The sequence below is a fragment of the Flaviflagellibacter deserti genome (assembly GCF_042652085.1).
In the GTDB taxonomy this organism is placed as follows: domain Bacteria; phylum Pseudomonadota; class Alphaproteobacteria; order Rhizobiales; family Methylopilaceae; genus Flaviflagellibacter; species Flaviflagellibacter deserti.
The window spans coordinates 101,517-113,732 of record NZ_JBHSJF010000004.1; the positions used below are offsets into that span (position 1 = coordinate 101,517).

Here is a 12,216-nt window from a genome sequence, read left to right on the forward strand (position 1 = left end):
GGCGCGCATGAATCGCCACCTCGCTCCCGACGCTGATATTTCGACGGCCTACGAGATCGCCGCTCTTCGCGATCTTGAGACGGATGTTCTGCCGCTCTACTGGCCACTTGCCTCCGCCTCGAAGGAGGAAAGCTTCGTCGTCGGCCAGGTCGGCCAGTCGCTCGACGGCCGCGTCGCCACGTCCTCTGGCGATGCCCGCAATGTCTCGGGCAAAGCCGGGATGCAGCACCTCCACCGCCTGCGCGCGCTGTCGGATGCGGTGATCGTCGGCGCGGGCACAGTGCTCCACGACGATCCTCGGCTGACGGTGCGCGAGGTCGAGGGCGCGCACCCGGTCCGCGTGATCGTCGATCCGCACGGACGCGTTCCGGACACCGCCCGCGTCTTCGCCGACGACGGGACCAGGCGAATCACCATCCAGTCCTGCGATGCGAAACGGCCGGAGGGGATCGATGTCATCAGGCTCGATGCCGCCAACGGCACGATCGATCCCGTGGCGATTCTGGCCGCCCTTGCGGAAAGAGGCCTGACCCGAGTGCTTGTCGAGGGAGGAGCGCGGACACTCGGACCGTTCCTGCTTGCCGGCGCGATGAATCGCCTGCTCATCACGCTGTCGCCACTGATCATCGGCGACGGCCCGTCAGGGCTCGCTCTGCCGCCGGTGCCTCACCTGCGCGACTGCCTGCGTCCGCGAACCACCTTCTACGATCTCGGCGGCGAGATCGTCATCGACTGCGCGTTCCACCATCACGAAGCGGGCGAAGCGAACAGATCCTGATGGCCGATCCGGCAGGAGCCGGTCGCCAGATGGTCGAGACGAAATACGGACCACTCCGCCGTCCCCGCCTGCCCCGCCTCCTCAGCCGCCGACGCAATTCCCTTGATGAGCTGGCGCTTGAGCATCATGTCGCGGGGACCTAGCCGCCACGGACTCTCCGTCATCTCGATGGCGTATCCGGCATTGGCGAAGCATTCGCGTGCATAGACGACCGCATCGCCGCCGAGGGAAAGGCCGAATCCCTTGTCCGAGCGCTGATGACGATTGAAGGCTCTCCGCACATCCTCATCGAGTGGATGCTCCGGAGACCAGCTCATCAGACCGTCGAAACTGAGAACGCCATAGAACGCCGCACCCCCGGAGACGACATCTCTGACGAGCCGCTCTATCCACTGGGCGGAAACGAGATCGAGCAGGGCCGACGCGGTTACTAGACGCGCATCCCGGATCGGGAGAGGCGATGAGGCGAGGTCCAGAGGGACAATCTCGGCATCGGGGCAACGCTGCGCCGCTATCCTGAGGAGCTCCTTGTCACCATCGACCAGCCGCCAACGCGCCGAGGGCAGATGTGGCGCCAGAACCCGCGTGCTCGCACCCGTCCCCGCCCCCAGATCGACTATCAGCGGGCTCGGCAAGGCACTTGCGAAAGCGACCGCTTTCGTCAGCAGGTCTCCGTCGCGGGCGGCCTCGTCGGCGCCGGATCTCAGATCGAGCCACGCTGGATCGAAGCCGCTCACGGCGCGACCCGTTCCAGCGCGGCCCCGAAGCGATGCGCCGTTTCCGCCCAGACCGGCAACAGGCTGCCCGCCCGCGCGGCCGCCCTGGCAGTTTCCGCCCGGCGCTTCGGATCGCTCAACAGGTCGCGCAGAGCGCGCTCGAGCGCGTCGACATCGCCGACCGGAACCATCGTCCCCGAGCCGTCGCGCAACACGTCCGGCAGTACGCCGACCGGACAGCCGACCACCGGCAAACCGCAAGCAAGCGCCTCGGTGAAGGCCATGCCGTAGCCTTCATAACGGGACGGCAGAACGAAGATGTCGGCGCCGAGCAGTTCGTGATGCGCATTGTCCGTTGGGCCGGCGAAAGTGACGCGTTCGCCGAGGCCTGCGGCGCGTTCCCGCAACATCGCGGCCCATTCCGGGTCTGACGCCTCGCCGACAAATCGCGCGCGCCACGGCAGATCCGTCAATCGTTTCAGCGCGTCGATCAGGACGTCATGCCCCTTTCGCTCGATCAGCGAGCCAAGGGTGAGCAGAACCGGTGGATCGCCGCGGCCAAGGGCATGTCCGAAGCGGTCGGTGCCGGGTTCCGCGACGGTGACTACGCCGGCGTCGACGCCGAATTCCTCGACGACAAGCTTCGATGTTTTTGGCGCGGTCACGATGACTGCCCTTGCGCAAGCCAGGGCCTCGCGCTCGCTCTCGTGCAAAGTCCGGATCGCCGCCGTATTCAGACCGGACTCATGCGACAACGGATGATGAACGAGGCCTACGAGCCCGAGCCGCCTCGCATGGGTCCGGGCAATTTCAGGCAGGACAGCGAAAGCCAAGCCGTCGACCACGACGAGCGAGCGATCCGGGATGGCGGCGAAGGCCTCGGCCGCCGCCGCTCGCTCCCGATCGGTTGGAAACGGATACGCACCGATGAGAGACAAGGTCTCGACCGTCCAGCCCATGTCCCTGAGCTCCGCGATGATCCGCCGGTCATAGCCATAGCCGCCGGTCGGCCGGGCCAAATCTCCGGGAAAGACGAAGGTCAGCCGCCTCACAAATCGGTCTCGAACCAGGCCCGTGCGGCATGGCTCTCGTGCAGCATCACGCGAAGCTTTTTGATGCGTCCCACCGGCCCGAGTTCTCCCGCCACGATCTTCGCTTTCAGCGCATCGGAAACGACCTTCGCCATGAACTCCGTCGTGGTGATGCGCCCTTCGAAGTCGGCGATCTCGTCGAGGTTCTTGTAACGGTAGAGGTCGAGGACGTCCGCCAAAGCCGTTGTCGCAAGGCCGATATCGACGACCAGCCCGTCGTCATCGAGATCCTCCGTGAAGAACGCCGCGTCGACGACATAGGTCGCGCCGTGCAGCCCCTGAGCCGGGCCGAAGACGGGTGACGGCAGCGAATGGGCGATCATGATGTGGTCGCGAACTTCGACGGCGAACATGGATCCTCAGAAATAGCGGAAGCGGTGACAAAGGGTGTTGGGGTCGCCGAGGCGAGCCGGATAGTCGGTCGCGGCGTTCGCGAAATCGGTCTCGCCGGAGATCAATACATCGAGCCTCTCGTCGGCCAGGAGAGAGAGGGCGAGCTCCATCCGGCGCCGATGTGTCCACTCGGCGCGCTTTTCCGGCGGCAGATGCCCGACCTGGGACGAAATCAGCTTCAGCCGCCTGCTGTGGAACGCCCCGCCGAGCGGCACGGGAACGAGCTGGTCGCCATACCAGCTCGCCTCGATGATCGTCCCCTCGAACGCACCACAATCGAGAGCGGTTGCAAGGCCAGCAGCCGTCGCGCTGGTGTGAACGACAATATCGCAATCGCGCGGGGCCTCTTCGGGCACGGCAAATGCGCAATCGAGCGCCGAGGCGATGCGCTCACGGTCGGTATTCACGTCGACGATTGTGACTTCGGCGCCTTCACGTTTTGCCAGATGCGCGGCCAGAGCACCGACGACGCCGCAACCAACGACTGCGACGCTATCGCCTGCGCTGACGTCGGCGTCCCAAATCACGTTGAGCGCAGTCTCCATATTCGCCGCCAGCACCGCCCTGCCCTCCGGCACGTTTTCAGGGATAGGTACGACGGCGGCGGCAGGAACGATGCAGCGATCTTGGTGCGGATGGAGGCAGAATATGACCCGGCCGATAAGCTCAGCGGGTCCGTTCTCGACGACGCCGACACTCGAATAGCCGTACTTCACCGGAAAACCGAACTCGCCTTCCTGGAACGGCGCCCGCATGCGCTGGTGCTCGCTCGCCGGCACCCGCCCCGCGAACACTAGACTTTCGGTGCCTCGGCTGACGCCGGAATAGAGCACTCGCACCAGAACCTCGTCGGCTTCCGGCGTCGGAACCTCGGCCGAACGCAGCTCCACCGTTCCCGGCCCCGTCATCCAGAGCGCCGTCGCACGCACGAAAGTCACAGCATCCGCTGCACTATCGCGTCGCGCCTGATGACCTGATGATAGAGCACGCCGCCGATGTGCAGGCAGAATAGGACGAGGATCGAATATCCGATGAAGATGTGCGCGCCCATCAGATAGCGCGCGAGCGCCGGGTCCTTGCCGATCGGACTTGGAATCGGCAGCACGCCGAACAGGCTGAACGGAAAGCCGAAGGCATTGGTCGCTAGGAACCCGAACACCGGCTGCAGAATCAGCGCCGCATAAAGCGCGCCGTGGACGAGTGTGGCGACCAGATGAAGGCTCGGATTGATCTCGGCATTCGGCGGTGGCGGCCATATCCATCGCACGACGACACGCGTGAGCATCACCCACAGCACCAGAAAGCCGAAGGATTCGTGCACGAGATAGAAGGCGGTCTTCGACTCGTCCTTGACGTAATCGATGACGAAGCCGACCGGAAAGGCGACGAAGACGAAGAGCGCGGTCAGCCAATGCAGGACGCGCAGAGCGGGATGGTAGGCCTGCCCCGGAACATCGAAAGACGGTGCTGACACGAGCGAGGCTCCGGTTTCCCTGGAAAGATTGTAAGGCGGGACCGCGCCGGAACCAACAGGCGAGCGCGTCCGGATGTTTGCGGCCCGCTCCTCGGCGCGCTACGACCCTGGAAATGAAGCCCGAACTGAGCGACGAGGAATTCACCGCTTTCTCCCGCCATTACAGGCAGGCCAAACGCGTCGTCGAATTCGGCGCGGGGGGCAGCACGTATTTCGGCGTCACCGAGACTTCAGCGAAAATCTGCGCGGTCGAATCCGATCCGGAATGGCTCGGAAAGATGCGCTCCCACGCGGTCATCGAAGCCGCCGAAACATCCGGCAGCCTGCGTCTCATCCACGTGGATATCGGTCCGATCGGGAAATGGGGGCGGCCCAGAGACGACTCGCAACGCAGCAACTGGCCCCTTTACGCTCAGGCTCCCTGGCCGACGGAGCCCGACCCCGATCTCATCTTCGTCGACGGCCGTTTTCGCCTTGCCTGCCTGCTGACCTCAGTCCTGAAGTCGCGGCCGGGCACGGTCATCATGGCGCATGACTTCTGGAACCGGCCGACCTATCACGGCGCCCTGCCCTTCCTGCGCTGGCAGGAGAGCGTCGGGACCTTGGGAATATTTCGCAGACCGCGCTTCGTCGATCGCTGGCGCCTCCGCCGCGCCCTGGAGGCCGCGACGTTCGACTTGGAATGACGGGTGAGGACGCGCCGTTGCTTCAAAGCACCAGCGCATCACCAAGTCAAATGACGATCTGAGACTTCAGCCCTTGAACTTCCTCGCCAGCGCCTCGGCACCACGTGCCAGAATGCCCGTGTCGAGCCCGACGGCCGTATAGATGCAGCCGGCCGCCATGTAGCGGCGGGCAAGGCTCTCATCCCCGGTCAGGATGCCTGGCCGGTTACCGGCGGCGACGATCCGGTGGATGGACTTCTCGATGAGGGCGACCATGTCCGGATGGCCCTGATCGCCGAGATGCCCCAATGCCGCCGACAGATCTCCGGGCCCGATGAAGACGCCGTCGACGCCCGGTACCGCTGCGATGTCCTCGAGATTCTGGATGCCCAGTTCGCTCTCGACCTGGACCAGAATGCAGATCTCCTCGTGGGCCCGGCTGTGGTAGTTCTTGATCCGGCCGAACCGCGACGAGCGTGATACACCGGCGAACCCACGAATGCCGTCCGGTGGAAAGCGCGTTGCTGCTACCGCCTGCCGGGCCTCGTCCGCCGTTTCCACCATCGGCACGAGGAAGCTCAGGACACCCGCATCGAGATAGCGCTTGATCTCGATCTTGTCGTTGGAGGGGATACGGACGATCGCCTGCGTCTTCGGATATTCCATCACCGCCTGAAGCTGGCCCAGCACCGTCCGGAGATCATTCGGCGCGTGTTCGGCATCGATCAGCAGCCAGTCGAAACCGGCGCCCGCCAACACTTCGGTCGTGATGTTGCTGGCGAGGCTGCTCCAGAGTCCGATCTGCTGCTCGCCGGCCATGATGGCACGCTTGAAGTGATTGATGGGCAGGTCCACGACAAATCCTTTCGTTGAGAGTGTGATGCGCGGGCTCGGCTATTCGCTGAGCGCCTGCTTGCGTTTTCGGAACAGGGTTGGAGAGAGAAGCGCGAGCATCAGCACCGCGACGATCGCGAGCAGGACGGCGCTGATCGGATGCCGCAGGAACACGGTAACGTCGCCGTCCGAGAGCAGCATTGCGCGGCGGAAGTTCTCCTCCAGCTGAGGTCCCAGAACGAGACCGAGCAGAAGCGGCGCGGGTTCGACTCCGACCTTGATGAAGAAGTAGCCGACGCCCGCGCAGACGAGCATCACCCAGACATTGAAGATGCTGTTCGATATCCCGTAGGTACCGATGCAGCAGAACAGCACGATCGCCGGAAAGAGCAGCCGGTATGGGATCTTCAGCATCGATACCCAGATGCCGACGAGAGGCAGGTTGATGATGAGCAGCATCAGATTGCCGGTCCACATGCTGGCGATCAGGCCCCAGACCAGCGCCGGCTGCTCGGCCATGACCTGCGGCCCGGGCTGGATGCCCTGCATCATCAGAGCGCCGATCATCAGCGCCATTAGGGCATTGGCCGGGATGCCGAGCGTCAACAGCGGGATGAAGCTTGTCTGCGCCCCTGCGTTATTGGCAGCTTCGGGTCCGGCCACACCTTCGATCGCTCCTTTGCCGAAGCGTGACGGATCTCGCGCCAGCTTCTTTTCGATCGCATAGGCGGTGAATGGCGGGAGCGCCGCGCCGCCGCCCGGCAGGACTCCGAGGATCGAGCCGATCGCGGTGCCGCGAACCATCGCCGGGAATGCCGCCTTGAGGTCGGCCCAGCTCGGAATGAGATCGCGGATCGACTGTTTGACGACGACGCGCGTGGTCGTGCGTTCGAGGTTCGCGATGATCTCCCCGAGGCCGAACAGACCCATGGCGACCGGGACGAAGTCCAACCCGTCCGACAGGCTCGGAACGCCGAAGGTCATACGCGAGGCGCCGGAGTTCACGTCGATGCCGACGAGGCCCATCAGCAGTCCCAGCAGGACCATTGCGAGCGATTTCGCGATCGAGCCGTGCGCAAGCACGACTGCCGCTATCAGGCCGAGCACCAGCAGGCTGAAATATTCGACCGCCGTGAACTTCAGCGCCAGCGCCGACAATGGCAGGCTCAGCAGCACGATGACGACGGTCGCGACGGTGCCGGCGAAGAATGACGAGATCGCCGCGATTGCCAGCGCGGGGCCGGCACGGCCGCGTTTGGCCATCTCATGGCCGTCGATGCAGGTCACGACCGATGATGTCTCGCCAGGAACATTGACCAGGATCGCGGTCGTCGAGCCGCCATACTGGGCGCCGTAGAAGATGCCCGCCAGCATGATCATCGCCGACGACGGTTCGAGGCCGAATGTGAACGGCAGGAGCAGTGCCACCGTCGGAATGGGACCGATGCCGGGCAGCACGCCGATTGCCGTTCCGATCAGCACGCCGATCAGGCAGAACAGCAGGTTGCCCGGCTGCAGCGCGGTCGAGAAGCCGAGGATCAGATGGTCAAGAAGTTCCATGTCGCCGATCTCACCAGGGCCAGACAGGGATCGGCAGGGACAGGCCTCTGACGAACAGCAGAACGGCGCAGCCGGTCAGGATGACCGCAAAAATCACGCTCTCGACGAAGCGGTGCTCGCGGCCGCCGAAGCCGGCGATGATCACCGTCGCCAGCGCGGCAATGACCAGTCCTAGACGTTCGGCAAGCAGCGCAAACACCGCCACCGACGTGATGATGGCCAGGAGAGGACGGAGCTGGACGGGTTCGATCCCCCGGAAGGGACGAAACAATCCTCGGCCGGTGAAGAAAACGCCAAACGCCATCAGCCCGAGAGAGATGGCGAGCGGCATGTATCCCGGTCCCATATTGGCCGCCGTGCCGACGGACAATTTTCTCGTGGCTATGAGCGCGCCCGCGGCCACGAGAATGAGGAATCCGCCGAACAGCACATCGTGCAGATCTACTTTGCGAACCGACATCGGGTGTCCGTCAGCCGTCGATCTTGATGCCGGCGTCGCGGATCACCGTTCCGAACGACTTGATGTTGGTGCTTAGCCAGGCCTTGAAATCATCCGGCGAACCGGGCCGCGCCAGACCGCCCTGTTCGGCGATCTTCTCCTGGATGTCTGGCATCGCGAGGACCTTCTGCAATTCGGCATTCAGCCGGGCGACGGTTGCGGGAGGCGTGCCGCCCGTCGTCAGCAATCCCTGCCAGGTGCCGGCATCGGTCGCGGCAAGACCGGCTTCCTTGAAGGTCGGAAGGTCTGATGCGCTCTTGATGCGCTCGTCGCCGCTGACAGCGATCCCGGTGAGCTGCTTGTTGGTCACGAACGGCAGCGTCGCCGGCGCACCATTGATGATGACCTGGCTTTCACCGGAGACCACCGCACGGGATGCGGCCGAACCGCCCTTGTACGGAACCGTCTTCCATTCGATGCCCAGACCCTTGGCGATCTGGACGGCGGTAATGTGGTTCATCGCGCCGACGCCGGAGGTCGCCACCGCAAGCTTGCCGGGATTGGCCTTGGCATAGTCGACGAGGGTCTTAACGGAGGTGATCGAGGACGTCGGGCTCACTGCAAGCACGTAAGGTCCGAACATGACCATACCGACAGGTGCGAGATCCTTCTCGACGTTGTAGCTCAGCTCGGGAAACAGGCTTGGTGCCGTGGCGAGCGAGCCGACATCCATCAACAGTAGTGTGTGGCCGTCGGGCTGGGCCTTGGCGACCGTGTCGGCGCCAAGATTGCCGGCGGCGCCGGGCTTGTTCTCGACCACGACCGGCTGGCCAAGCGCCGCCGACAATTTCGGGCTGATCAGGCGGGCGAGAATGTCCGATGTACCGCCCGGAGCGAACGGGACGATGAGCCGGACGGGACGAGTAAATTCCTGTGCCGTGGAGAGTGAAGGCAGCAGCGTGATGGCGGCAGCCACCAGCGCTACCCGGATAGAGCCGAGAACCATGCGTCGTTCCTCCCAGAACGTCGCGATCCGGCTGTCCACCGGTCGCGTTGCGAGCCAGATCTTTTCGATCCTGACCGGGTCACTCTACTGGACGGGCAATGACCAAACGAACTACTCTGAGCATCGATCAATACCTTTTTTGGATCGATGTTCGAGCTGGGTCAGCTGCGATGCTTTGTGGCGGTGGCCGAGGAACTCCATTTCGGCCGGGCCGCCGCACGCCTCAACCTGACCCAGCCGCCTCTCAGCAGGCAGATTCAGCTTCTTGAACACGCACTCGAGGTGAGGCTTTTCGAACGGACCAGTCGTTCGGTGACCCTGACCCGCGCCGGCCAGAATTTTCTGCCCGAGGCACGTCGGCTCCTGCGCTTTGCCGATGGCGCCGCCCTCGCGGCCCGCCGCACGGCCCGCGGCGAAGCAGGATCGATCAATCTCGGCTTCACCGCAGCTTCGGGCTATGAGTTTCTTCCTCGCCTGATCACGAGTTTTCGGGCCGTGGCACCCGATGTCGATCTCGTGCTCAAGGAAATGGTGTCAGCCGACCAGATCGAGGCTCTGACGGCGGGCCGGATCGACGTCGGCCTTATCCGGCCGCCCTTCAACCGGCGTGAATTCGACTCGCTGTGCGTCGTCCGCGAGCCTCTCATCCTCGCGGTGCCGGCCGATCATCCCCTTGCATCGGCAAGTAAGGTCAGGCTCTCGAATCTCGATCGCCAGCCGTTCATCACCTATTCGCCGTATGAGGCGCGTTACTTCTACGACCTGCTCGTGACGGTTTTCGGCGAAGCCGGCATATCGCCGACCTACGTTCAACACATCAGCCAGATCCACTCGATCCTTGGCCTGGTGAAGGCTGGGCTCGGCCTCGCTCTGGTGCCTGCCGCAGCCGGTAATCTCCACTTCGAGGGCGTCGTCCTGAAAGACATCGAAATTGCGCCCGCCCGCGTCGTGGAGCTCCACATGGCCTGGCGCCTTGCGAACAACAACCCGGCAATCGCAACCTTGACCGAGCTGATTGTCAGAACCCAGACCCGGTAGTTGGACGCTTTATCCCGTTTGCGGCAGTTCCGTCAGGAGCTTGTCCAGAGTGATCGGATAGTCCCTCACGCGAACGCCCGTGGCGTTGTAAATCGCGTTGGCAACCGCCGCCCCGACCCCGCAGATGCCGAGCTCGCCCACGCCCTTGGCCTTCATCGGCGAGGAGATCGGATCCGTCTCTTCGAGGAAGATCACGTCCTGATGAGGGATGTCGGCGTGGACCGGCACCTCGTATCCGGCAAGGTCGTGGTTCACGAAGAAGCCGAGGCGCTTGTCGACCGCGAGTTCTTCCATCAGCGCCGCGCCGGCACCCATCGTCATCGCACCGATGACCTGGCTTCGAGCCGACTTCGGATTGAGTATGCGGCCCGCGGCGCAGACCGCCAGCATGCGCCGCAAGCGGACCTCTGCGGTCGCCACGTCGACCCCCACCTCGACGAAATGGGCCCCGAACGTCGATTGCTGGTACTTCTTGTCGAGGTCACCGTATTCGATCGCGTCCTCGGCGATGATCTCCTTGTCGCGAGCCGCTTCAGCTAGGGGAACGCTGCGGTTGCCGGCGCGAACCGAAGCGTCCGCAAAAACGGCCTCCTCCGAGTTGAAGCCAAGCTTCTGGGCCACGGCCTCCCGGAGCTTGACACATGCGGCGTAGACGCCCGCGGTCGAGTTGTTGGCACCCCATTGCCCGCCCGAGCCGGCCGATACCGGGAACGAGGAATCGCCTAGGCGCACAACGACCTTCTCGAGCGGAACGCCCATCATCTCGGCGGCGGTCTGGCCGATGATCGTGTAGGTGCCGGTGCCAATATCGGTCATGTCCGTCTCGACCGTCACGGTTCCCCGACCGTCGAGGCGAACACGCGCGGCCGACTTGGTCAGCAGGTTGTTGCGGAACGCAGCAGCGACCCCGGTCCCGACGAACCATCGACCTTCACGGACACTGCCCGGCTTCGGGTTGCGCTTGCTCCAGCCGAAGCGTTCCGCGCCGATGCGCATGCATTCGACGAGTTGTCGCTGCGAGAACGGACGCTCCGGGTGTTCCGGATCGACCTGGGTATCGTTGAGTGCTCGGAATTCGATCGGATCGAGGCCGAGCTTTTCGGCCATCTCGTCCATGGCGATCTCGAGCGCCATCATGCCGGGCGCTTCGCCAGGCGCGCGCATGGCATTGCCTTCGGGCAGATCGAGCACGGCGAGCCGCGTCGCGGTCATGCGGTTCGCGCCGGCGTAGAGGAGACGTGTCTGATTGGCAGCGAGCTCGGCGCCACCGCCCGGCAGGTCTCCCGACCAGGTCTCATGGCCGATCGCTGTGATCTTGCCGTCCCTCGCCGCGCCAATGCGAATCCGTTGGATCGTCGCCGGCCGGTGGGTTGTGTTGTTGATCATGAGGGGGCGCGGCAATGCCACCTTCACCGGCCGTCCGGCCGCGCGAGCGCCCAAAGCGGCAAGCAAGGCATCGGACCGCACGAAGAGCTTTCCGCCGAAGCCGCCGCCGATGAACGGTGAGTCGAGGCGGACATTCTCCACCGGGATGCCGAGTGTCTTGGCGACATCTCCCACGCCCCAAGCGATCATCTGGTTCGATGTCCAGATCGTGAGCTTGTCGCCGTTCCACGCAGCGATGGAGGCATGTGGCTCCATCATCACATGCGCATGGTCGGGGGTTGTATAGACGGCATCGAGCTGGACCGGGGCGGCGGCGAACGCGCCGGCGAAGTCGCCGGCGGCGGTGTCCGGCGGGCCACTGAATGCATTCGCCTCGGGCGCTTTCGCAGAGTCCTTCGCGGCGGCGAGCTCAAATACGCCTTTGGTCGGGACATAGTCGATGCGAACCAGATTGGCGGCGGTGCGTGCCTGCTCAAACGTCTCCGCGACAACCACGGCAATCGCCTGGTGATAATGCTCGATATCCGGGCCACCGAGTAGCTTGGCGGTGTTGAAGCTGCCCTTGGCGAGCTTTCCGGCATTGTCGGCGGTGACGATCGCAAGCACGCCGGGCGCCGCCTTTGCGGCCTTCACGTCGATCGAAGCGATGCGTCCCTTGGCGATGGCCGAGCCGACCATGTAGCCATAGGCTTGGTTCTGCACCACGTCGTGGCGCTCATAGGCATAGGGCGCGGTGCCTGTGGTCTTGAGCGGGCCGTCGATACGATCGGTCGGTTTGCCGATGACCTTGAGCTGATCGATCGGATTGGTGGTGGCTGGAGTATCGAACTTCATCT

Annotated in this window: 13 protein-coding genes; 3 read left to right on the plus strand and 10 right to left on the minus strand. The window is 64.1% G+C overall.

Annotated elements, in window-relative coordinates; all coding sequences use genetic code 11:
* The first annotated feature begins 7 nt into the window (after positions 1–7).
* A complete protein-coding gene (locus ACFPFW_RS04360) occupies positions 8–778 on the plus strand; it encodes a RibD family protein (protein WP_162799687.1) in 771 nt (256 codons plus the stop codon).
* Here ACFPFW_RS04360 and ACFPFW_RS04365 read toward each other — a convergent pair.
* The 5 genes from ACFPFW_RS04365 to ACFPFW_RS04385 are packed head-to-tail and all read right to left on the minus strand — an operon-like array spanning position 748 to position 4,452.
* Positions 748–1,515 carry a class I SAM-dependent methyltransferase gene (locus ACFPFW_RS04365; RefSeq protein ID WP_162799686.1) on the minus strand — a complete coding sequence of 256 codons (768 nt, stop codon included), beginning with the start codon at positions 1,513–1,515 and terminating at the stop codon, positions 748–750. The two genes, ACFPFW_RS04360 and ACFPFW_RS04365, sit on opposite strands and share 31 nt — an antisense overlap.
* Positions 1,512–2,546 (minus strand): glycosyltransferase family 4 protein, encoded by a 1,035-nt coding sequence (locus ACFPFW_RS04370; protein WP_379769586.1) that lies wholly within the window; start codon positions 2,544–2,546, stop codon positions 1,512–1,514. Before ACFPFW_RS04370 ends, ACFPFW_RS04365 begins: the two co-directional genes overlap by 4 nt.
* Entirely contained in the window at positions 2,543–2,938 is a 396-nt protein-coding gene (locus ACFPFW_RS04375; protein WP_114957140.1) for a 6-pyruvoyl trahydropterin synthase family protein, read from the minus strand. The genes ACFPFW_RS04370 and ACFPFW_RS04375 overlap by 4 nt, the downstream gene beginning before the upstream one ends.
* Positions 2,939–2,944: 6 nt before the next feature.
* Positions 2,945–3,916 carry a zinc-dependent alcohol dehydrogenase gene (locus tag ACFPFW_RS04380; protein ID WP_379769590.1) on the minus strand — a complete coding sequence of 324 codons (972 nt, stop codon included), beginning with the start codon at positions 3,914–3,916 and terminating at the stop codon, positions 2,945–2,947.
* Positions 3,913–4,452: a cytochrome b gene (locus tag ACFPFW_RS04385; RefSeq protein WP_114957139.1), complete on the minus strand. Its 540-nt coding sequence runs from the start codon at positions 4,450–4,452 to the stop codon at positions 3,913–3,915. Before ACFPFW_RS04385 ends, ACFPFW_RS04380 begins: the two co-directional genes overlap by 4 nt.
* A 113-nt stretch (positions 4,453–4,565) precedes the next feature.
* Here ACFPFW_RS04385 and ACFPFW_RS04390 point away from each other — a divergent pair, with 113 nt between their 5' ends.
* Complete coding sequence (locus tag ACFPFW_RS04390) at positions 4,566–5,138, plus strand: hypothetical protein (RefSeq protein WP_114957138.1); 573 nt, start codon at positions 4,566–4,568, stop codon at positions 5,136–5,138.
* A 66-nt stretch (positions 5,139–5,204) separates the two neighbouring features.
* Here ACFPFW_RS04390 and ACFPFW_RS04395 read toward each other — a convergent pair whose 3' ends face one another.
* The 4 genes from ACFPFW_RS04395 to ACFPFW_RS04410 are packed head-to-tail and all read right to left on the minus strand — an operon-like array spanning position 5,205 to position 8,956.
* Entirely contained in the window at positions 5,205–5,972 is a 768-nt protein-coding gene (locus ACFPFW_RS04395) for an HpcH/HpaI aldolase family protein (RefSeq protein WP_114957137.1), read from the minus strand.
* A 39-nt stretch (positions 5,973–6,011) separates the two neighbouring features.
* Positions 6,012–7,511, minus strand: a complete 1,500-nt coding sequence (locus ACFPFW_RS04400; RefSeq protein WP_114957136.1) for a tripartite tricarboxylate transporter permease — start codon at positions 7,509–7,511, stop codon at positions 6,012–6,014.
* Positions 7,512–7,521: 10 nt separating this feature from the next.
* A complete protein-coding gene (locus ACFPFW_RS04405; protein WP_114957135.1) occupies positions 7,522–7,971 on the minus strand; it encodes a tripartite tricarboxylate transporter TctB family protein in 450 nt (149 codons plus the stop codon).
* Positions 7,972–7,981: 10 nt separating this feature from the next.
* Positions 7,982–8,956: a Bug family tripartite tricarboxylate transporter substrate binding protein gene (locus ACFPFW_RS04410; protein WP_114957234.1), complete on the minus strand. Its 975-nt coding sequence runs from the start codon at positions 8,954–8,956 to the stop codon at positions 7,982–7,984.
* A 147-nt stretch (positions 8,957–9,103) separates the two neighbouring features.
* Here ACFPFW_RS04410 and ACFPFW_RS04415 point away from each other — a divergent pair, with 147 nt between their 5' ends.
* A complete protein-coding gene (locus tag ACFPFW_RS04415) occupies positions 9,104–9,994 on the plus strand; it encodes a LysR family transcriptional regulator (RefSeq protein ID WP_114957134.1) in 891 nt (296 codons plus the stop codon).
* Between the two features lie 9 nt (positions 9,995–10,003).
* On the opposite strand, the gene paoC is transcribed toward ACFPFW_RS04415, so the two are convergent.
* Positions 10,004–12,214: an aldehyde oxidoreductase molybdenum-binding subunit PaoC gene (gene paoC / locus ACFPFW_RS04420; RefSeq protein WP_114957133.1), complete on the minus strand. Its 2,211-nt coding sequence runs from the start codon at positions 12,212–12,214 to the stop codon at positions 10,004–10,006.
* Positions 12,215–12,216: the final 2 nt, after the last annotated feature.